Source organism: Schaalia georgiae DSM 6843, from assembly GCF_000429245.1.
Lineage (GTDB): Bacteria > Actinomycetota > Actinomycetes > Actinomycetales > Actinomycetaceae > Pauljensenia > Pauljensenia georgiae.
In genome coordinates this window covers 39056-59576 of record NZ_AUBM01000014.1, presented here as the reverse complement: position 1 = coordinate 59576, position 20521 = coordinate 39056, and the positions used below count along the sequence as shown (strand labels likewise).

Annotated in this window: 16 protein-coding genes; 2 read left to right on the top strand and 14 right to left on the bottom strand. The window is 67.0% G+C overall.

From position 1 onward, the window contains the following. Window positions 1–8: 8 nt before the first annotated feature. From caiB to G447_RS0107945, 5 genes are all read right to left on the bottom strand, one after another. Window positions 9–1229, bottom strand: a complete 1221-nt coding sequence (gene caiB / locus G447_RS0107965) for an L-carnitine CoA-transferase (protein ID WP_005867750.1) — start codon at window positions 1227–1229, stop codon at window positions 9–11. Between the two features lie 28 nt (window positions 1230–1257). Next, entirely contained in the window at window positions 1258–2391 is a 1134-nt protein-coding gene (gene caiA / locus G447_RS0107960) for a crotonobetainyl-CoA dehydrogenase (RefSeq protein ID WP_005867769.1), read from the bottom strand. A 31-nt stretch (window positions 2392–2422) separates the two neighbouring features. Next, entirely contained in the window at window positions 2423–3403 is a 981-nt protein-coding gene (locus G447_RS0107955) for an alpha/beta hydrolase fold domain-containing protein (protein ID WP_243442339.1), read from the bottom strand. Continuing rightward, window positions 3400–4755: an MFS transporter gene (locus tag G447_RS0107950; RefSeq protein WP_005867778.1), complete on the bottom strand. Its 1356-nt coding sequence runs from the start codon at window positions 4753–4755 to the stop codon at window positions 3400–3402. The genes G447_RS0107955 and G447_RS0107950 overlap by 4 nt, the downstream gene beginning before the upstream one ends. A 666-nt stretch (window positions 4756–5421) precedes the next feature. Further along, complete coding sequence (locus tag G447_RS0107945) at window positions 5422–6240, bottom strand: YhfC family intramembrane metalloprotease (protein WP_243442338.1); 819 nt, start codon at window positions 6238–6240, stop codon at window positions 5422–5424. A gap of 241 nt (window positions 6241–6481) precedes the next feature. Here G447_RS0107945 and G447_RS0107940 point away from each other — a divergent pair, with 241 nt between their 5' ends. After that, window positions 6482–7912, top strand: coding sequence for an endonuclease/exonuclease/phosphatase family protein (locus G447_RS0107940; protein WP_026430663.1), 1431 nt, complete (start codon window positions 6482–6484; stop codon window positions 7910–7912). Next, a complete protein-coding gene (locus G447_RS0107935) occupies window positions 7909–8472 on the top strand; it encodes a hypothetical protein (RefSeq protein WP_081697886.1) in 564 nt (187 codons plus the stop codon). The genes G447_RS0107940 and G447_RS0107935 overlap by 4 nt, the downstream gene beginning before the upstream one ends. Window positions 8473–8524: 52 nt before the next feature. Here G447_RS0107935 and pgi read toward each other — a convergent pair whose 3' ends face one another. The 9 genes from pgi to G447_RS0107890 all read right to left on the bottom strand — a co-directional run bounded on the left by pgi (window position 8525) and on the right by G447_RS0107890 (window position 20515). Continuing rightward, a complete protein-coding gene (gene pgi / locus G447_RS0107930) occupies window positions 8525–10204 on the bottom strand; it encodes a glucose-6-phosphate isomerase (RefSeq protein WP_026430661.1) in 1680 nt (559 codons plus the stop codon). Window positions 10205–10294: 90 nt separating this feature from the next. Beyond that, on the bottom strand, window positions 10295–12568 hold the full coding sequence (locus tag G447_RS0107925) for a 6-phosphofructokinase (RefSeq protein WP_005869840.1): 2274 nt from the start codon (window positions 12566–12568) through the stop codon (window positions 10295–10297). Window positions 12569–12732: 164 nt separating this feature from the next. Beyond that, window positions 12733–15075, bottom strand: a complete 2343-nt coding sequence (locus G447_RS0107920) for a discoidin domain-containing protein (protein WP_081697885.1) — start codon at window positions 15073–15075, stop codon at window positions 12733–12735. A gap of 229 nt (window positions 15076–15304) precedes the next feature. Beyond that, a complete protein-coding gene (locus tag G447_RS0107915; protein WP_131295717.1) occupies window positions 15305–16198 on the bottom strand; it encodes a hypothetical protein in 894 nt (297 codons plus the stop codon). A gap of 90 nt (window positions 16199–16288) precedes the next feature. Further along, entirely contained in the window at window positions 16289–17446 is a 1158-nt protein-coding gene (locus G447_RS11345) for a glycoside hydrolase family 99-like domain-containing protein (protein ID WP_051226288.1), read from the bottom strand. Continuing rightward, on the bottom strand, window positions 17443–18231 hold the full coding sequence (locus G447_RS0107900; protein WP_026430658.1) for a carbohydrate ABC transporter permease: 789 nt from the start codon (window positions 18229–18231) through the stop codon (window positions 17443–17445). Before G447_RS0107900 ends, G447_RS11345 begins: the two co-directional genes overlap by 4 nt. Further along, window positions 18224–18460: a carbohydrate ABC transporter permease gene (locus tag G447_RS11755; protein ID WP_051226286.1), complete on the bottom strand. Its 237-nt coding sequence runs from the start codon at window positions 18458–18460 to the stop codon at window positions 18224–18226. The genes G447_RS0107900 and G447_RS11755 overlap by 8 nt, the downstream gene beginning before the upstream one ends. Then, complete coding sequence (locus G447_RS11340; RefSeq protein WP_051226285.1) at window positions 18424–19125, bottom strand: carbohydrate ABC transporter permease; 702 nt, start codon at window positions 19123–19125, stop codon at window positions 18424–18426. The genes G447_RS11755 and G447_RS11340 overlap by 37 nt, the downstream gene beginning before the upstream one ends. A gap of 70 nt (window positions 19126–19195) precedes the next feature. Further along, a complete protein-coding gene (locus G447_RS0107890; RefSeq protein WP_026430657.1) occupies window positions 19196–20515 on the bottom strand; it encodes an ABC transporter substrate-binding protein in 1320 nt (439 codons plus the stop codon). Window positions 20516–20521 lie beyond the last annotated feature (6 nt).

Sequence of the window (20521 nt, the reverse complement as noted above, 5' to 3'; positions counted from 1 at the left end):
ACGGCCGATCAGTCCTCGTCGCTGGCCTTGACGGTGCCGGACTCGATCAGGGCCTCGATGGCCTCGTCCGAGTACCCGGCGCGCCGCAGCACATCCCGGGTGTCCGCGCCCAGGTCCGGCATCGGACGCCAGAAGGCCCCCGGGTTGCGGCGGAACTTCGGGAAGGTGTTGAGAACCTTGACGGGAGTGCCGTCCGCCTTCTCCGAATCGATGAAGCACTCGCGCTGCTTGACGTGCTCGGCCTCCAGGATGTCGGGGAACTCGTTGACGACCTGGGCGGCGATGCGGTGGGCGACGAAGTCGCGCTGCACGTCGTACTTGGACTGGGTCTTGAGGTACTCCTCCAGGGTGTCCTGGATGAGGTCCGCCTTGGGGCCGTTCAGCCACAGCGCCGACGTGCCCTCGGGGTACTCCTCCGTGCCCCACAGGTGCCCCAGCCCGATGGTCTCGAGCAGGTACTTGTTCTGCGCCACCCCGTACAGGCACAGCCCGATGAAGCCGTCCTTGCACTCGTAGATGCCGATGCCGCACAGGTTCTGGTGACGGGCTCCAGGACGCGGGTAGAGGATGTCCGCGTTCATGTAGTCCATCATGTAGTAGGTGCCCACGCGCAGCAGGGTCTCGTACATCGCCATGTCGATGCTCTCGCCCTCGCCCGTGACGCCCACGCGGTGCAGGGCGGCCAGGGCCGAGGAGATGATCATCAGGGAGTTGATGTAGTCGCCCAGGTACGGGGAGATGTTCATCGGCTGGTCGGCGCTGCCGTTCTGCGCGACGATGCCCGCGTACGCGGCCACGGTGAGGTCGTAGGCCGCCGAGTTGATCTGTTCCTCATCGCCCCACTGGCCGAAGCCGGAGACGTGGACGATGACGAGCTTGGGGTTGACCTCCCAGAGGAACTCGTCAGTGATGCCCTTGCGGGCGTACATGGGGCCCTTGCCGGCCTCGATGAAGATGTCGGCGTCCTTGACGATGGCCCGCAGGGCCTCCTTGCCGTCGTCGGTGAAGGGGTTCATGGAGATCGAGCGCATGTTGCGGCGCTCCATCTCCTTGACCCAGGCGGTGTCGCGCATGGAGTCGCCGGTCCACACGTTCTCGATCCATGTGACGTCGGCCCCCCATTCGGCCATGATGGCCGCGGCGGTGGGCGCCGCGATCTCGACGGCCGAGTAGACGACCTTGACGCCATCGAGGACGCCGAACGACGGCTTCTGTGTGGGCAGTGCCATTGCTATAGCTCCTTTCTGCCAGATGGTGTCAGCGGTAGGGGTACAGGGCGGAGCGGCCAGTGGTGAGGATCATCATCTCGTCAGTGCCGCCGGAGATGCGGTCCACGCGCAGGTCGCGGTAGAAGCGCTGGATGCGGTGGTCGCCGGTGATGCCCACGCCAGCCAGGACCTGCAGGGCGCGGTCCACGACCCCGAACGAGGCCTCGGAGCAGTAGTACTTCGCCATCGAGCAGTCGCCGCGGGACAGCAGGCCGTTGTCGTGCTTCCAGGCGATCTCGTAGAGCATGTTGCGCATGTTGGTCAGGCGCACCTTCATCTCGGCGAACTTGAGCTGGGTGAGCTGGTGGCGGGCGATGGCCGCTCCGCCCTGGATGCGCTGGTTGGCGTACTTGGCGGCGTCCTCGAAGGCGCAGTAGGCGGTGCCGTAGTTGGTCAGGGCGACCAGGAAGCGCTCGAGGTCGAAGTCTGCCACGCCGCGGCGGAAGCCGTTGCCTTCCTTGCCGAAGAGGTCCTTCTCCTCCAGCTCGACGTTGTCGAAGTAGACGTCGCAGCACGAGTCCATGCGCAGGCCGAGCTTGCCCAGGGGCTCCTTGGTGATGCCCGGCAGGCTCATGTCGACGAACCACTCGGTGTAGGTGTCCATGTTCTCCGAGTCGCGGGCCATGACAACCAGGTAGGGCACGTAGAGCGAGGAGGTGATGAAGGTCTTGTGCCCGTTGAGGTAGACCTTCCCGTCCTTGCGGGTGTAGGTGGTGCGCATGTCGTCCCACGAGGATCCGGCCGAGGGCTCGGTCATCGCATAGTTGAGCATCTGCTTGCCGGTGCCGACGAAGGAGAGGATCTTCTCCTTCTGCTCCTCGGTGCCCTCGCGCAGAACAGTGTCCCAGCAGGGCAGCTGGTAGAGGACGTAGGTGGGCCCGCCTTCGCGCCCGAGGGCCTCGTAAGCGGCGGTGAGGGTCACCCAGTCGGCGCCGAGCCCGTCGTTCTCCTCGGGCAGGAGGATGCGGTCGAAACCGAGCTCGCAGATGGCCTCGGTCCATTCGATGGGGTACTCGTGCTTCTCATCGCACTCGTGGAAGTAAGTGTCCCAGTTGCGCGAGCGCATGAGTTCGGTGAAGGCATCGACCATGAGTTGCTGGTCTTCGGAGAGCGAAAAATCCATTTCGGGTCACTTTCTGTGTGAGAGCGTCTGCTCAGCGGCGGATCGGGTGTTCGGCGTGGAAGCGCGCGGCCTCGGCGAGGACCTCCATGGTCTGGTCGAGCATCTTGGAGTGGTGCAGGAAACCGTGGATGACGCCCTCGACTTCGTTGTACAGGTGCGGCACGCCGCACAGTCTGAGGATCTCGGCCAGGGTGCGCGAATCGTCGCGCAGGGGGTCGAGGCCGGCGGCGGCGATGTAGAAGGGCGGGGCGTCGGCGCTGAAGTCGGCGCCGAGGATGTTGAAGTAGGGGTCATCGACGTCCGCGGGATCAGCGAAGTACTGGCCGAGGTAGTACGCGTAGTCCGCTTCGGTGAGCCCGTCCCACGTGCCTCCCAGCAGGCGCATGGACATGGAGTCCTTCAGCCCGTAGGCGCCGTAGAACAGGAGCATCGCGCGCGCAGTGGGGAGCAGGCCCTCGTCGCGCAGCATGAGCATCGTCGCTGCCGCCATATTGGCTCCGGCGGAGTCCCCCGCGAAGGAGACGTCCCCGGGGTCGATGCCCCATTCCTCAGCGTGGGCGCGGATGTGGGCGACGGCGTCGCGGCACTCGTGGATCTGCTGGGGGAATCGGGCGTCGGGGGCGAGGGTGTAGTCGATGCTGACGACCACCGCTCCTGTGAGGTGGCACAGGGCGCGGGTGATGCGGTCGTGCGTGTCGACGCCGCCGATGACCCATCCGCCCCCGTGCACGAACACGATCAGCGGCAACGGCCCTTGATCGCTCGGGCGGTAGTGGCGCACTCGCACCTCGCCGTAGCGGGTGGGGACCTGGCGGTCGACGGCGCTGGCCACTGCGGGGCCCCCTTCGTTCCAGAAGGCGCGCTCGGTGCGGTACGCCTCGCGCATCTCCTCGAGGCTCTGGCCGGTGACGTAGGCCCCGGCGGCGAGCTCGTCCTGTTTGGCGACGACTGCGCCCATCTGCTCGGTCCACAGGCGCGGCACGTCGTATTTGTGGCCCATGGTCGAGCTCACTTCCTGTCTTCGTTGGAGGAGCCGTTCTCCGCGGGCGCCGCTTCATCAGCCACATTGCGCTTGCGCGCGACAACGATGAGAGCGAAGGCGCAGACCGCGGCGATGAGCGCAGCACCGGCCAGGATGAGGAAGATCTGGTTGTAGGCCACGGCCGGGTTGTCCTGGTGGGCATCGCGGATGGAACCGAACCAGATGTAGGAGAAGGTGTCGGGCAGGAAGCCAATGACGGACAGCAAGCCAGTGGCCGTGCCGAAGACGCTGACGGGGACCTTGCCCTCGGTGAGCTGGCTGGAGCAGATGCCGAAGACGCCATTGGCGATGAAGGCGAGAAGGATCGCCATGGCGACCGCCACGTAGGCGAGGGATGCCTGCGCGGGCAGGAACGCGAAGACAGCCAGACCGATCATCACGACCACCGAACCGGTTCCGATGACCTTCGAGGGGGAGCCGAGTTTCGTGGCGACAGCACCGAAAACGGGGGCCGAGACCAGGGAGACACCGTAGGTGCGGACCGACCCGACCACGAGGACGATACCCGGCGCGAGTTTCATGACGTTGTCCATGTAGCCAGTGGTCTGGTTGACTCCGGTGTAGAAGAAGTAGACGAAGAACAGCGTCGCCGCTGCCAGCCAGACGACAGGGTTCGACAGGACCTGTCCGAGCTGCTTGAAGTTGAAGCCCTCATCACCGGAGCCGAACTCGCCCTCGAACTTGGGGATGAACAGGAAGGACAGGAGCGCGAGGACCATGATGACAGAGCCGAGGACGATGAGGACGGCGCGCATGGGGATGACGTCCCCCTGACCGGAGAGGAGGGAGATGATCCACGCGTTGAGGAAGCCGAGGAGGAGGCCGACCAGGCCGTAGAGGCCGTAGGAGATCCCGATATTGCGCGAGTACGCGTCCTCCTCGGAGACGAGCCGCACGAGCTTGAAGCGGATGCCCCACCAGATGAGGATGGTCGTGACGCCCATGGCGACGAAGAGCCCGATAAGGAGGGTGTAGGACGGGAAGAAGGCGTACCAGTACACGAGCAGCGCGGTGGAGCCGAATCCCACCCACGCCAGTGTCCGCACGCGGATACGGTCCGCGATGATCCCCGAGGGCAGGTAGCAGATGAGAGCCGTCCACGAGTACGCGGAGAGGAGGGTTCCCATGGTTGTCGCGACACTCTCCTGGGTCGCCACGCCCGAAGCGATCAGCGCCTTGCCGAGGGGCTTGTCGAAGACGTACTGCAAATACGCGGGCGTGTAGACGATGGAACTGCCGATGGAGACCAGGACGAGCAAGAAGACGCGGTGGAAACTCGTGAGGTCTTTCGCGCGACGCTCCTTGGTGAGCAGACTCAGCACTGCGACCGCCTTTCATGATTCAAGGGACAGGGGGATCGACTTGTCGCAAACGCCCGCGATCATCTCGCTCATTTCCATAAGGATTCCAAGGAACCCTCTGTTCCTGATATCCCTGAGGCACCACTCTTCTGATCAGCGTTAACCACGAAGCAGTACCATCAGCAGCACAAGCGGGCGTTGCAAAATCAATACTACCGGGTCACCACCTAGTTCATCCTGACCTTGGTCCCACAACTTCCACCAGGCATTGCGGACTCTATTCGTCCAAAAGCGACCCTCGCGCACAATAGGGCCGATCATGCTCCAATCCGCTCATTCTGGACGATCTGGGTCCATTTTGGCATTGTGTCACAATGCACGCGGCCCCCCTGGGCGCACCCCCGGAGAACTCTATGCGTCTGACAAATCGAAAGTGGTGGAAATGGAACCCGGATCGCTATTCAGAGTCATTGGGCGCCCGACGAATCGAATAAGGATTAGAATAACGGTTGATTCAAATTCGCAAAACGGATTATTCCATATTCACAAAGCAGGCGAAAAAGCGCCGCACAATCCGGCAGGACGGTTCGCGGATTATCCGCTCCGCGGATGCGGACGGGCTCCGACCGCTCCGGCTCCCACGGAACCGCGGGCGGCAGCCGTGGGGAACCGGGCCGCGCTTCTCGCTCACGGGGCGGGCTCTGCTCCCCCCGCCCCACCGGTCTGCGTGGACGTGTACAGCCGCCGCACCAGCACGACGACCGCGCAGGTGGTCAGCAGCGCCCACCCCTCGGCCGCGAAGACGCTGATGGCCCCGCCCTGGTAGAGCGCGGCACCCACGTCGCACAGGGCGTGGGCGAGAACGGCCCCGAGGATCCACCAGCGCCCAATCCGTCCGGAGAACGCCATCCACACCAGGACCGACAAAGCGACGTGGAGGGCGATGGCGATGACGCGCTCGCCGATGCCGAGCAGGTACAGCGGCGCAGGAGTGGCGACGAGGGCGTCGAGGCGCTGGGCGTAGCCGCCCCGCAGCGCCTCCGGGAGTTGGGAGAGGAAGGAGTCAGCGGTCCCAGCGTTGACGACCGTGACCGACAGGACGATGCCGGTCACCATCCCGAAGCCCGCGACCACCACCGCCTCGATGCCCCCGTGCCCAACGCCGGCGCCGATCGCCCGCTCGATCCCATCGGGCCCCCGGTCGATCCTGCGCAGCAGCGCGAAGCCGCACACGCGCCCGAGCTCCTCGAAGATCCCCGCCGCGAGCGCCCCGTAGAGCGTGTAGAGCGCGACACTGCGCTGGACCGCGGGCAGGGCGGCGAACACCGCCGCGTGGGTGGCAGACTCGAGTATGAGCGCGAAGACGACGAAGGCCAACGCGCCGACCACGCACGACCGCGCCGAGAAGCGCCACCTGCGGCGCCCCACGACGATGAGGACGACAGGCAGGGCGAACGCGGCCAGAGCAGCCGCCCCCATGCAGACCAGTGATGCGGTTGGAACCATGACGACCTCGCGATCCTCCTCCGGCAGTGGCGGACAGCACGTGTCACGCCACATACCAAGGTTACACTCGCATCGGCGATCCCGGGGACGTATGCGCCGTTGCCCTTCAGCCAGGGTGCCCGCGAGTCCTGCCACCGGTTCGCGCCGTCGTCCTGAGCGGGCCCCGTCGTGCGCTTGTGCAGGCGCCGCAAACGGTTCTAGTATCTGTGGTACCCATCCCGAACGGTGATAAGGAAATTCAATGATGAAACCCCGATCGGTCGCCGCCGCGGCCTGCCTGGCCCTGGCCCTCGGCGCCGCCTCAGCGGGCCCCGCCCTCGCTGACGCCGCTCAGCCGCCGACGACCGAGGCGCTGACGGTCGCCACCTTCAACGCCAGTCTTAACCGCAACGCGGACGGCGAACTCCTCACCGACCTCGCCACCGGAAGCAACGAGCAGGCGTCGAACGTCGCGGAGACCATCCAAAGAGTCGACCCCGACATCCTCCTCATCAACGAGTTCGACTACGACGCAGAGAGGAAGGCCGTCGACCTCTTCCGCACGAACTACCTCGAAGTCGCCCACAACGGCGCCGCCCCCGTCTCCTACCCCTACGCCTGGTCGGGCCCCGTGAACACCGGCGTGCCCAGCGGCTTCGACCTGGACAAGGACGGGACAACGAACGGCCCGAGCGACGCCTGGGGCTTCGGCAAGTTCCCGGGGCAGTACGGTTTCACCATCTACTCCAAGTACCCCATCAAGACCGACCAGATCCGCACCTTCCGCAACTTCCTGTGGAAGGACATGCCGGGCGCGCTCCTGCCGTCCAACGACGACGGCACGGGCTGGTACTCCGACGAGGTGCTCCAGCGCTTCCCCCTGTCCTCCAAGACGCACGCCGATCTGCCCGTCGATGTCAACGGCACGACCGTCCACGTCCTCGCAGCGCACCCGACCCCGCCTTCCTTCGACGGTCCTGAGCAGCGCAACAAGAAGCGCAACTCCGACGAGATCCGCGTGTGGGCCGACTACATCGCGAACCGGGCCGACTACCTCTACGACGACAACGGCGTCAAAGGCGGCCTGGCCACCGACTCGAACTTCGTCATCCTCGGCGACTACAACTCCGATCCCCTCGACGGCGACTCGTACCCGGGGGCCATCGACCAGCTCCTGACCAGCCCCCGGATCGTCGACACGATGCCGACCTCGGCGGGCGGGCCTGCCGAGGCGGAGCTCCAGGGCGGGGCGAACCTCACGCACAAGACGGATCCGAAGTACGACACAGGCGACTTCAACGACGATCCGCGACCGGGCAACCTGCGCATCGACTACGTCCTGCCGAACACGGGCACCCAGGTCGACGAGGCGCACGTCTTCTGGCCGACGCGCGATGACGAGCTGTTCCGCCTCACCGGCCTCCACCCCTTCCCGACCTCGGACCACCGCATGGTGTGGACGCGGCTGCGCTTCCCGAAGTCTGAACCGTCGGAGCCGGGCCAGCCCGAGCCGGGTGACCAGGACCAGACGCCCCCGTCGGGGCAGGGCCAGGCGCCCTCGGCACCGGACAAGTCCGCCAGACTGGCGAACACGGGCGCGAGCGCCGGTCCCCTGGGCGCGGCCCTCCTCGCTGCGGGCACGGGCGCCGGCCTCCTCGCCGCCCAGCGCCGCGCACGCCGCCGCAGGGCATGAGCGTGATCGAACGGAGGGCTGAGGGCGGGCGCCCCACCACGACAGGGCGCCCGCCCCAGCGCTGGGCGCGCATCGCCTGCTGGACGGCTTTCGCCTCGGCGGTCCTGCCCGTGGCGTGGAGGATCGCGATGCTCTCCGGCGCGGACCTCGGTTTCTCCCAAGCAGACTTCTTCAGGTCCAACGCGTCGGCCACCGCCTACGTCCTGAGCCTCGAGGTCGTCCAGGTGACCGCCGGCGTCCTGTGCCTCGGCCTCATCCGCCCCTGGGGCGAGCGCGTCCCCCACTGGGTGCCGCGCCTCGGCGGACGCGAGATCCCCCGGCTCCTCCCCCTCGTGGTCGGCGGAATCGGCAACGCCCTGCTCTACTACATCAACGCCACCCTGGCGATCAGATTCGGCGCCGTGTGGCTGGGCCTGGCCGACGGCTGGACCCCGGCCGACGGAATGAACCACTGGCAACTGGCCGTCCTGGTCGCAGCCTACGCCCCGATGATCCTCCTGTGGGCACCCGCCCTCACCGTCGGCCTCGTCGGCTACGGGCGTAGACGGGTCCCACGATAGGAATGGAGGGGGCCGCGCCTTGAGGCGCGGCCCCCTCCACGGACTCGGGGGACTACTTCGCGCGGTGGGCGCGGTAGTACTCGATGAGGGCGCGCGTGGAGGCGTCCTGCGAGTCCAGGGCGCCGGCGTCCCCCTCGATGGCGGGAAGGATCTGCTTGGCCAGGACCTTGCCCAGCTCCACACCCCACTGGTCGAAGGAGTCGATGCCCCACACCGCTCCCTCAACGAAAGTGATGTGCTCGTACAGGGCGATGAGCTGGCCCAGCACCGACGGGGTCAGGGCCGGGGCCATGATCGACGTGGTGGGGCGGTTGCCCGTGAAGACGCGCGCCGGAACGATGGCCTCGGGCGTGCCCTCGGCCCGCACCTCCTCGCTGGTCTTCCCGAAGGCCAGGGCCTTCGTCTGGGCGAAGAAGTTCGACAGGAACAGCTCGTGCATGTCAGCGTCGCCGTCTCCCAGCGCCCACGTCGGGTTCGCGAAGGCGATGAAGTCGGCGGGGACCATGCGGGTGCCCTGGTGGATCAGCTGGTAGAAGGCGTGCTGGCCGTTGGTGCCCGGCTCTCCCCAGAAGACCTCGCCCGTCTCGTAGGTGACGGGAGCGCCGTCGCGGCGCACGGACTTGCCGTTGGACTCCATGGTCAGCTGCTGCAGGTACGCGGGGAAGCGGTGCAGGTACTGGGAGTAGGGCAGCACCGCGTGCGTGTCAGCGCCCAGGAAGTTCGAGTACCAGATGTTGAGCATCCCCATGAGCAGGGGGACGTTGCGCTCTGGCGGCGCCTCGACGAAGTGGCGGTCCATCTTGTGGAAGCCGTCCAGGAAGTCCGCGAAGCCCTCGGGGCCGATGGCGATGGCCAGCGACGTGCCGACAGCGGAGTCCACGGAGTAGCGCCCGCCCACCCAGTTCCAGAAGCCGAAGGCGTTGGCCGGGTCGATGCCGAAGGCGGCGACCCTGTCGAGGGCGGTGGACACGGCTACGAAGTGCTTGGCGATGGCGGCCGCCTCGCTGGCCGCGTCCGTGATGATGCCGCGGTCGCGCAGTGCGCCCAACAGCCACGCGCGCACGACCTTCGCGTTCGTGATGGTCTCCAGGGTGGTGAAGGTCTTCGAGGCGACGATGACCAGCGTGGTCTCCGGATCCAGGTCCTTCGTGGTCTCACCGGAGTCAGTGGGGTCGATGTTCGAGATGAACCGGCACTCCAGGCCTGCCTGCACGTAGGGCTTGAGGGCCTCGTAGGCCATGACGGGACCCAGGTCCGAGCCGCCGATGCCGACGTTGACGACAGTCCTCACGGGCTTGCCGGTGACGCCCACCCACTGCCCGGAGCGCACGCGGTTCGCGAAGGCGTAGATCTTCGCCAGCTCGGCGCTCACGTCCGCGACGGCGTCCTGTCCGTCGACGACCAGGGAGTCCGAGGCGGGGCGGCGCAGCGCAGTGTGGAGGACGGCGCGGTCCTCGGTGACGTTGATGTGCTCCCCCGCGAACATGCGGTCGCGCAGGTCGGCGACACCCGTCTGCTCGGCGAGGGCGAGCAGGTGCCCCACCAGGGTCGGGCACACGAGGTTCTTCGACAGATCGACGTGGAGGTCGCCCGCTTCCAGCGTGAATCTCTCGGCACGGCCGGGGTCGTCGGCGAAGAACTTGCGCAGGTCGGGGTCGAACTCCTCGGCCAGCTGGTCAAGCGTGTCCCACGCGGGGGACTTCGTCGGATCGATCGCGGGAATGTCACCCATGGGTTCTCCTGTCGTTGGTTGTGTGTGCAGTGTACGACGAACGGGGCAGTGGCCGCCCGCGCGCATCGTTCGCGCTGGGCGGCCACCGTCTCAGGACTCGGGGTCGTCGATGGTGATCGGCGCCGCCTCGATGCCGGGGTTGGCCAGGGAGACGATGCGCTGGACGGGCAGCAGGTCCCGCCACCACTGGTCGTAGGGGCGCCGGTTGGCGATGTCGAGGTCGTCGAACATGTTCTTCACCAGGCGCGCCTCGATGCCGCCACCGATTTGCCCGATGTAGGTGGCGTTGGTGTCGCCGCGCTCGAACTGGCCCTCCAAATGGCCCAGGGCGCGGTTGACGAGGCGGGTGGCCAGCAGACGGTCGAAGGGCGTGGGCGCGCCCCCCTGCTGCAGGTGCCCCAGCGCGCTATGGCGCACATCATAGAGGCCCTGCGCCTCTGCGTTGAACACGTCGGCCAGGAACTCACGGTCGTAGAACTCGCTGGTCGACTCGTTGACCAGGGTGAGGAAGAGCCTGCGCCCCCCTTTGAAGGAGGCGACCATGCGCTGGGAATCGGCGGCGATCCGCTCCAGGGAGGGCGCGTCCTCGTTGATGTACATGTACTCGGCGCCCGTGGACAGGGCGGTCATGAGGGTGAGGTAGCCGCAGCGGCGGCCCATGATCTCGGCGATGAAGCAGCGCTTGGAGGCCGCTGCGGACTCCTTGATGCGGTCGATCGCCCACGTGGCGTTGTTGATGGCGGTGTCCGTGCCGATCGCCAGTTCGCACCCGGGCAGGTTGTTGTCGATGGACGCGGGGATGAGGATCATGGGGATTTTGAACGCCGGGTAGCGGTCCCGCTCACCGGTCATCGCGTGGACGCCCAGGTAGGCGTTGAGCCCGCCGATGACGATGAGCGCGTCGATGGAGTTGCGCTCGATGGCGCGCCCCAGCGCGTAGTACTGCTCGACGGGGGGAACGTCGCGCTTGGTGCCCAGCTCGGCACCGCCCTTGAAGGCCCAGCCCTCCACGTCGCCCCACGACAGCTCCCGGACGCGGTCGTCCGCCAGTCCCGACCAGGACCCGTCGACGCCGAGCATCGTCCACCCCTTGGCGATGCCGAGGCGGACTGAGACGCGGGCAGCGGTGTTCATGCCTGGCGCCAGGCCGCCGGCGTGGAGGATGGCAACGCGCTTGCCGCCCCCGTCGCCGCCCACGGCGAGCTGGGGGGGCGTGGACAGGATCTGGTTGACGCCCACCATGGCACTGAAGGAGGAGCCTCGTGCGGCCTGGGCCGCCTCGAAGTCGCCAGCGGCGATGAGGTCCTTGACGGCGCGGGTGTCGCGCACCGCCCTCATGAGGGGGATGCGGGTGATGCGGCCCCGCCGCACGCCCAGGATGCAGGGCTCGTCCTCGCCCGTGCTGGCGAGGGCCTCCTGGACCGCCGCGTAGCCGAGCAGCGTCGACTGCCACCGGTCGTAGGCCGAGGGCGTGCCGCCCCGCTGGACATGGCCGAGGATCGTGACGCGGGCGTCCTCGCCCGTCCGCTCCTTAATGGTGTCGGCGATGTGCTGGGTGGTGAGCTCGTTCCCCTCCCGGTCCTTTGCGCCCTCGGCGACTAGGACAATGGACTCGCGGCGTCCCGCCTCGCGCCCGAGGCGCAGGTGCTCGGCGAGCTCGTCCTCCCACCCGGGTCCGGCGGGGTCCTCGGGGGTGAACACGTAGTCGGCCCCGCCTGCGACGGCGGCCATGAGGGGCAGGTAGCCGCAATGGCGGCCCATGACCTCGATGACGAAGGCGCGCTGGTGGGAGGCGGCGGTGGAGGTGAGCTGGTCGATGGCATCGACGATGCGGTGCAACGCCGTGTCCGCCCCTATGGTCATGTCGGTGCCGACCATGTCGTTGTCGATGGAGCCGACCAGGCCGACGACGTGCAGAGCGGGGTGCGCCCGCGCGGTCTCCTCGGTGATGGCCCCCTCGGCGGCCAGTTCCTGGACGTGCTGCGCCCACTCCCGGCGGAACTCGTCGGTGCCGGAAAGGGAGCCGTCACCGCCGACGACGACGAGGTGGTCGATGCCGTGCTCCAGCAGGTTGCGGGCGGCGGCGTGGCGGCCGGCGTACTCGCGGAAGGCGGCACAGCGCGCCGTCCCGATGACGGTCCCGCCTTCGGCGAGGATCGACGATACGTCGGACCACTGCATCTCTTTGATGGCGCTTCCGCCGTCGACGGCGCCCTGCCATCCCTCCATGATCGCGTAGGGTTTGGCGCCGCGCGCCAGGGCGGTGCGGACGACGGCGCGCACCGCCGCGTTCATGCCCTGGGCGTCGCCGCCCGAGGTGAGGATTCCAATACGTGTGGGGGTCTGCTGGGTGAACGCGTCCATGTCGTCCCTTTCCATGCGAGCGGTGGCCGGCCCTCAGGGCCGTTCACCTCCCCAGTGTATTCGACCCGCGCGCGCCTGTGCAGTGCGCAAGGTCCCCCAATCCGCCCTCCCCACGCCGGGGGCGGGCACCTCGATGGTGAAGCGGGCCTCGAGGGCGCCGGCTTTCACCACTGCTGGCGCGCTTCCACGACGAGTTCTCGAATCGCCGCCCAATTCCCACGGCTCGAACGCACATTGATACGGATATAACGGTAGGTGCCCCGAACCGGAACCGCGTACCGCTGTCCGGACTCGTCATGAACGCTTGCCGCGACGCTCCAGTTGCTCCCGTCCTGCGAGACCTGGACCCAGTAGTACCAGTCGTCGTGGGCGTAGAAGTCGAGGCGCACGCGCGAGAGGACGCGGAGTCTTCCCATGTCGAGCGTCAGCGTTTGCGGCATCGCCCCCGATGCCGCGCACCAGTAGGTCTGGCCGCTTCCGTCGACTGCCTTCGCAGCGCTGTACCCGGCGTTCTCCGACGAAGCGGACACGAACGTCCCGGACGCCGCCACGGACCCCATGTACTCGTCCGCAACGGCGTTCACCTCTCGAATAGCGGCCCAATTCGAAGCGGAGCCGGTGACTGTGATCCGCAGGTAGCGGCCGACGAGTCCGAGCCTGTCGGTGGCGTGGCGTCCGTTGAGGGGATCATTCGTCCGGTCCGCGCCAGTCGTCCACGAAACCCCGTCCTCCGACACGTCGACCTTGTACCTCCACGAGTCATGGGCGTAGAAGTCAATGTCCACGCGCCCGACTGCGGCGCTGCGTCCGAAGTCGTACTGAATCCACTGGGGCATCTGCGAGGACGTGGCGCACCAGTACGTGCCGTCGTGGCCGTCCACGGTCTTGGATGGCTCGTGGCCGGCGTTGGCGCTCGACGCAAGCACCCCGGAGTCGGAGGTGAGGGAATTCGCGCCGTCAGAAAGACTGACCTCCGCAATCGGTCCGGGGGACTCGTTCCCCTCGAAGCGAAGCCGGAGCGAACGCGCCGTCGTGCGGTCGAAGGACGCTTCGGCCACCCCACCCCCAAGGACTCCTTCGTGCACGCGCACCCACTCGTTAGAGGAACGCGCTTCGAGGAGGTAGCGCACGCCGCCACGGCTTTCAGCGCCAGGAACGATTCTGATGCGGTCGACGGCCTTCTCGCGGCCGAGATCGAACACGAGCCACTGCTCACCGGCATCCGTCGGCACCCATTCCGTGGTCTCATCGTTATCGGACACCATCGCCGGACCTGTTCCGTACCATCGACGGGGAACGAACGATGACGCCCCCACCGCCGCGCGACGCACGACGTTCTCGCCCTTCACGCCCACGGGGACCCCGTCCTCGCCCGCAGTGAACTGGAACGCGTCGTGGTAGCAGACCGACCCCGCGACATTCTCGCATTTCACGAGGACCTCGTGGAAGCCCTCGCTCAAACCGTGCTTCTCGAAGACGCTCGCAGCGTCCTGGACGGAGTCCTTCCGCAGACTCACGCTTCCCTGCGGCATGCCGTCGATGAACACCTCCGCCCGTTCCACTCCGTCCGGGGCCAGTCGCGCCACCCATCGGATTCCGGTCCCCTCGAAGACGGTGGAAACCGTATTGATGTAGTAGGGATCCGTGTGCGACGAGGACGAGGGCAACGACGCGTAGCTCCCATCCGTGGCATGCGGTGACCGCACATCCGTCGCCCACGCGGTCCCGGGGGAGCTCCAATCCGCGTACTCGGTGAGCTTATCGGTGTTCTCGATGACATGGACTCCCCCTGCCAGAGTGCCCGCACCCCCCGGTTGAGGCAGGCTCCCGTCGTCGCCATCGGGAGGCTCTACGGCCGCCGCTGGGCCCTCATCCAGATCCGAGTAGCTGAACGAGAACCTGCCGGACGGAATGGCGTCGCCGTACTGGTAGTAGTCGAGCGGTTCCCCGTCCGCCCGCCACCCGTCGATCCATTTGAAGTCGATACGCGCGTGGGAATCAATACCGAGAAGGGCACGGGGCACCGCCACCATCATCTGATTCCCACTGACCGAGAACCGGGCGCTCTCGGCGACAGGTTCCCACTGCCACCCTCCCGTGCTCCGCTCGATAGTCATCCCAGCGCCCGACGGCGCTGCACGGTTCACCGCGTAGTCGAACCCCATGTAGCCAGTGCCGAGGTCCGAGTCGGTGTTGAGCAGCAGGGTCATCGTCCGTCCCGATCCGGATAGCCGCACCTCGTCCCTCGTCTCAACAAGAAACGTGACATAGTCCTCACCCCGGGCGACTTTCGCTCCTGTGAAATCGTTGCCGACGGAGTCGTTGTAGTAGTGCTGGTCGCCGGTGCCGGCATGGTCGCGCGCCAGATCATTGACAGGAGCGCGGTAGTGGGGCGCCACGTCGTTCCATTGATCGAAGGAACCGGAGACGTCTATCTCTTGTTGTGGACTCGCGCCCGCTTGCCTGCGCGCGCCCTTGAACCTGCGGATGTTCGCGCACAGCTGCATGTAGGCGGTATCGCCGAGGACTCCCGCCGACGGTTCGATATCGCGGCTGTAACGAGCGGAGGACGCGTCGTAGAACGTGAGCCTCCCCTGCCGCTCAACATCCTGCCAGTTGCCCGCCGTCCACTCGTTCCACCCCTCGACGAGAACGACTTCGGGGTCGACGGCGATCGCACGGTCCCACTCCTCCTGGAAATTCTCACCACGGAGAATCGCGGAGGAGGAGCCGTCCTCATGGCCGTCGTGGTACCCCCTGCTGCGCCCCCCCGGCGGCCCCGTAGTAGTCGATCCAACTGAACACCGGCGGATCGGACGCGTTAACAGCCGCCGACACCGCCATTTGCTCGGCAGTCCCGTCGTCGGCCCGGTTGACCCGCACCGGGGTGTCGAAACTCGTCCAGTCCCAACCCCCCGCGCGCTGGGCCTCGTTCGGCCATTGCGCGTAACGGAAGGTGAAGAAGTCCCGCACCGTCGCGGAAGGATCCTGGCCGAGTATCAACGGTTTCCCTTTGAAGCGGAACCATGTCGTCGGATACCTGTACGGGGAGTCCGGAGCGTAGAACGTCCCGTACAGATCGTCCATGTACTCCGTCGAATTGTTGTGCGTCATGAACGCGATCCTGGGGGGCTCCAGCCCCTCGCCCTGCAACTCGGCGATCGCCTTCATCAGGAGCAGGGACTGCGGTTTGAAACGACGGTCGTTCGTGACATCGACCTGGATGAAATCGACCCCCGCGTCGGCGAGCATCAGCAGGTGGCGTCTCACCACCCACATGTCCTCGCTCCTGTAGTAACCGAACAGGGGTTCGTCCCAATACGCGAAATGTCCGGCGTCGGGGAACAGAGGACTATCGGAGTCCGCAACCGAGCGGGGATCCTTGGTGATCGTCTCCTGCAGGTTCACAACATTGTGGTAGTCGCGGGAGTCGTTCTGCCCGTGCCAGGGGGAGTACTTGATCCCAACGAAACGGTTGGAGCGGTGCGCCCCCGCCTCGTCGGTTCGGGGAATCACACGGCCGAGGGAATCGACGCCCGTCGACGGCAGCCACACCTCGCTAGCGGCCTCTCGTGCCGTTCCCGCGTCCTGCGCCTGCGGCGGCGCAGTGATCGCCGATGGTCGGACCATGGAAGAAGCGGACAGCAACGACACCGCGCACGCGCACACGGCCCGCAAACATGAGGACAAGGAGACCACCTTCGCTTTCGTCGGTCGTGGCTAGCGGATTCGGGTATCCCGGGGTCCGAGAACGTGGCGGACGGCTTCGAGCATCCGAGTCCCGTTCACCGTGTCCGGCAGCAGATAGGAGCCCTCGGTCCATTCATTCCACGCGTTGATGGTGATCTCCGCGTAGCCCCCCGCCCTGGCCTCGACGAAGCGTTTCGCACGGCGCAAGCCGGCCTCGAACCCCTCCGGGCTGCTGGTCCACACCGGCGGGTATGCCTGCGCCCCTGCGTCGAAGGGCGCCCCGGGGGCAATGCGGGGCGAGGCGTCCCATCCCACGGTCACATTCGGGTGGAACGGGACCCCCAGGGTACTCGCGTAGTGGGCGTACTGCGCGAAGACCTCGTCGGCGACCCCCTCCCAGCGCCCGGCGTCGGGGAACGAGCGCTTGCGGAAGTCGAGGTGGTGGAGCCACACGTAGGAGCTCGCCGAGGCGAATCCCAGTCCGCTGATCAAGCGCTGGGGATCGCGCAGCGGGACCTCCGCGGGCAGGACCGAGAACCCCCAGACGACGGCGTCGAAATGGACGCCCGGGTGCCCCTCCGCCCGGGCGAGGGCATCGAACCAGGCGAGCGCAGCACGCGCCTGGTCGATTCCGCCCATGCCGCGGACGAAGTTCCCGACCTCGTAGATCGAGAAGCGCGGCCTTCCCCCGATGCGCGTGTAGTGCGGCGACGCGAAGTACTCGCGGGTCACGTGCCGGGCCATGGCCTCGAAAGCCCTCCTGCCGATGGCTCCTTCCTTAAGGGTGGGGGGCTTGGCCCGCGCATCCTCGCGGGGGAAGATGTCGAGCAGGTCGTGGTTGGCCCACATCACGGAGAACTCCACGCCCTGGTGGTTGGGCGCGCGCAGGAACCCCTGGTCGAGGGCCCCTTGCAAGTAGGGGCCGTCGTCGTACCAGTAGTAGTCGAAGATGAACCCGTCGATCCCGTTCGCGTGCGCGAGCCCAATGGAGCGCTGGGCGACGGCCGGATCAGACTCGTCCTGGTACCCCATGGCGGGGATGCGGGGCTGGCGGTGCCCGTGGAAGCGCGGAATGGCGCTCCTGACGAGTTCCCACTCGGTCCACCCCCCGCCGAACCACCGCTCGTTGCGGGGGTCGACGTGGTAGTCCGGGAAGTAGTACGCCAGGATCTTGGGACGCGGTCTCATTTCACTGCTCCGCTCGACAGGCCCTTCCTGAAGGTGTTCTGCAGGAAGAGGTAGAAGAGGATGATGGGCACGCTGATGAGGACGTTGGCCGCGAAGATCTTCGGCGTGTCGACCAGCCTCTGGCTCTGGAAGTAGGTGGGGATCTGCGTGACGACCTTGAGGTCGACGTCCTGCAGGAACAACAGGGGCAGCAGGTACTCGTTCCATGCCGCGAGGAACGTGAAGACCGCGATGACGGACAGGATCGGCCGGGAGACCGGCACGACGATTGAGACCAGGATCCGCAGGTCCGAGGCGCCGTCGAGCATCGCCGCTTCGAAGACCTCGCGCGGTATCGCACGGATGTAGTTCGATCCCACGAGGACGCCGAAGGGGATGGACAGCGCCGTCAGGGGGACGATGACCGCCCAGTAGGTGTCGAACAGGCCCGCCCTGTCGACCAGGGAGTAGACGGGGACCACCAGGGCGATGGCGGGGACCGTGAGCCCGGCCATGATCAGCCCCGACAGGACGCCGGAACCGCGCGGACGCAGGCGGGCCAGCGAGTAGGCGGCGCACACCGCGAGCACCAGGACGAGTAGGACGGTCGTCAGCGCCACAACGGCGCTGTTGATGAGGAAACGCAGGAACGGGGTCGTCGACAGCACCCGCACGTAGTTGGCCACTCCCTCCCCGCCGACCGACATGCGCACGATGAGGAACAGGGGCGCCACCAGCACGACGATGGCGACCAGGACCACGGCTTGGCTGGCGGCCCGCCCCACGGGGCCTTGCTTGTCAAACATCTGCTTGCCTTTGGACCAGACGGACTTGGAGCACTGCGAACACCATCGCGACGGCGACGAGGACCACCGATAGGGCAGCGCCGTACCCTGCGTGGAATTGGGAGATCACCTGCCGGTAGATGTAGGTGCTGAGGAACTCGGTCTCCACCCCCGGCCCTCCGCCCGTCGTCAGGAAGACGACGTCGAAGGTCTTCAGGGCGCTGATGAGGCCGAGGACGACGAGGACCATGTGGGATCTCCCTTGACCAGAGGCGCCACGATGCGGGTCGCCATGCCCAGGGCGCCGAGCCCGTCCAACCGCGCGGCCTCGATGATCGACGGCTCGATCTGGGATATCGCCGCGTCGTAGATGACGAAGCTGTACCCGGTGTACTGCCACACGTTGATGGCGATGATTGTGGCGAGCGCGGTTTTCGGATCGGTGAGCCAGCCGTGGTCGAAGCCCGTCATGCCGAGGCCGCGCAGCATCTGGTTGAACGCCCCATCCGGGGTGAGCAGGACGCGGAACGACGTGGCGATGATAGCGGGGGAGATGACGACGGGGACGAACAGGAGCGTGCGCAGCACTCCCCTGCCCCTGGCCCGCGTCCGCACGAGCACGGCCAACGAGAAGCCGAGGACCATTTGGAGGGACACGGTCGAGACTCCGAAGACCAAGGTGTTGGCGATGGCCTTCCAGAAGACGCGGTCGTGGAACAGGTCCGCGTAGTTGCGGAGGCCGACGCCCACGTGGGAGTCCGAGATCCCGCTCCAGTCCCAAGTGGAGTACACGACGTTGGCCGCGATGGAGTAGAGCGCGGTGACGGCGATGAGGGCGAGCGCGGGGAGGACGTACAGGTAGGCGCCCGCTCCCGCGCCGTGCCGCCGAGTGCGCTCCGCGCGTGTGGTGGGCATGGTCTGATCCGTTTCCGATCTGAGTTCTTCCGGGTCCCGGCCCTGGGCGGGGCCGGGACCCGGACTGGTTCTAACGGGACAGCGTCGAAGACACTGTTTCAACCTGCGCGAGGGCGTCCTGGGGGGTCGAGGTGCCGGCAGCGACCTCCCCCAGCGCCTGCCCCAGGGCGGCCTCCAGGTCCGGGTAGGGGATCTGGCGGTATCCGACCATCCCAGCGAGCTCCTCCTCCTGGCGTTGGATGTCCGCCGCCTGTTCGGGGACGATCACGTCGTCGGTTGACACCGGCACCGAGGTGAGCGCCGGGAAGTTACCGACCGACGCCTGGATCGTCTGGCCCTCCTTGCCCGCCAGGAAGGACACGAACTTCCAAGCCGCCTCCTGGTGACGGCTCTTGGAGCTGATCGCCCATCCGTTGTCGGGCCCACCGAACGCCCTGGTCGGCGCGCCACCGGCCCTGGCTGCGGGGAAGGCCGCCGACAGGAACGTCGAGTCGATCGTCGTTGAAACGCTCTTCTGCGCCGTCTCGAGCCCGGTCTTGGTCATCGTCGCCGGCGTGTTCCACGTGCCGAGCGCGATGAAGGCCGCCCTGCCCTCCAGGAAAGCCGTAGAGGCGTCGGGGTACTCGCTGACGGCGGCGGCCCCGGGCGCGATGATCCCGCCGGTGAAGAGGGAGCGCCAGGCGTCCATGCCCTCGACGAAACGGGGGCCGGTCCACTTCTCTGTCCCGTCGATCGCCCGGTAGACGAGGCCAGGCTCGATGGAGTTCATAAGTGCCAGGTACACGTCCAGGTTGACCCACGCGTCCTTAGCTCCGTGTGCGAGGCAGTCGTAGCCCGCGGCCCGGACCTTCTCGCACACCGCGGCCATCTGGTCGAGGTCCGTGGGGGCCTCGGCCCCGACCTCGCCCAGGATCCCGGAGTTGTAGTAGAGGAAGCCCGCGGCGCTCATGTACGAGGGCAGGGCGACCTGCTTGTCCCCCTTCTGCAACTGCGTGAGCCCGAGCTCGTTGAAGCTACTGCGCCAGTCCTCGCCCCACGCCGTGGCCGCCAGCGGCGCCAGGTCCTGGACGAGGTCTCCGTAGGCGGCGGCCGTACCGCCCGGGGCGAGCTGGAGGACGTCGGGGCCCTTGTCGGACGTGAGGGCGGCGCGCAGGTTGTTGAGGTAGTCGTCGTTGGAGTAGGTGGTGAACTCGACCGTGATCCCTGGGTTCTGCTTCTCGAACTCGGCGATGGTCGTTTCAGCTTCGGCCGCGTTCCACGCCCACCACTTGAGGGTGGTACCGGAGGTGTCGCTCTCGGCCCCGCCGGAGCCCGATTGCGCGGATCCGCAGCCCGCCAGCGCCAGTACCCCCGCGACGAGCGCCGCGCAGACGCGATATGTACGTTTCACGGGTCT

What these genes read in the sequence shown, in the direction of transcription:
- G447_RS11340 (WP_051226285.1), bottom strand. Translation starts at nt 19,125, where the DNA reads ATGCCCACCACACGCGCGGAGCGCACTCGGCGGCACGGCGCGGGAGCG.
- G447_RS0107935 (WP_081697886.1), top strand. Translation starts at nt 7,909, where the DNA reads ATGAGCGTGATCGAACGGAGGGCTGAGGGCGGGCGCCCCACCACGACA.
- G447_RS0107945 (WP_243442338.1), bottom strand. Translation starts at nt 6,240, where the DNA reads ATGGTTCCAACCGCATCACTGGTCTGCATGGGGGCGGCTGCTCTGGCC.
- G447_RS0107940 (WP_026430663.1), top strand. Translation starts at nt 6,482, where the DNA reads ATGATGAAACCCCGATCGGTCGCCGCCGCGGCCTGCCTGGCCCTGGCC.
- pgi (WP_026430661.1), bottom strand. Translation starts at nt 10,204, where the DNA reads ATGGGTGACATTCCCGCGATCGATCCGACGAAGTCCCCCGCGTGGGAC.
- caiA (WP_005867769.1), bottom strand. Translation starts at nt 2,391, where the DNA reads ATGGATTTTTCGCTCTCCGAAGACCAGCAACTCATGGTCGATGCCTTC.
- G447_RS0107915 (WP_131295717.1), bottom strand. Translation starts at nt 16,198, where the DNA reads ATGGTCCGACCATCGGCGATCACTGCGCCGCCGCAGGCGCAGGACGCG.
- caiB (WP_005867750.1), bottom strand. Translation starts at nt 1,229, where the DNA reads ATGGCACTGCCCACACAGAAGCCGTCGTTCGGCGTCCTCGATGGCGTC.
- G447_RS0107920 (WP_081697885.1), bottom strand. Translation starts at nt 15,075, where the DNA reads ATGCAGCTGTGCGCGAACATCCGCAGGTTCAAGGGCGCGCGCAGGCAA.
- G447_RS11755 (WP_051226286.1), bottom strand. Translation starts at nt 18,460, where the DNA reads ATGGTCCTCGTCGTCCTCGGCCTCATCAGCGCCCTGAAGACCTTCGAC.
- G447_RS0107900 (WP_026430658.1), bottom strand. Translation starts at nt 18,231, where the DNA reads ATGTTTGACAAGCAAGGCCCCGTGGGGCGGGCCGCCAGCCAAGCCGTG.
- G447_RS11345 (WP_051226288.1), bottom strand. Translation starts at nt 17,446, where the DNA reads ATGAGACCGCGTCCCAAGATCCTGGCGTACTACTTCCCGGACTACCAC.
- G447_RS0107925 (WP_005869840.1), bottom strand. Translation starts at nt 12,568, where the DNA reads ATGGACGCGTTCACCCAGCAGACCCCCACACGTATTGGAATCCTCACC.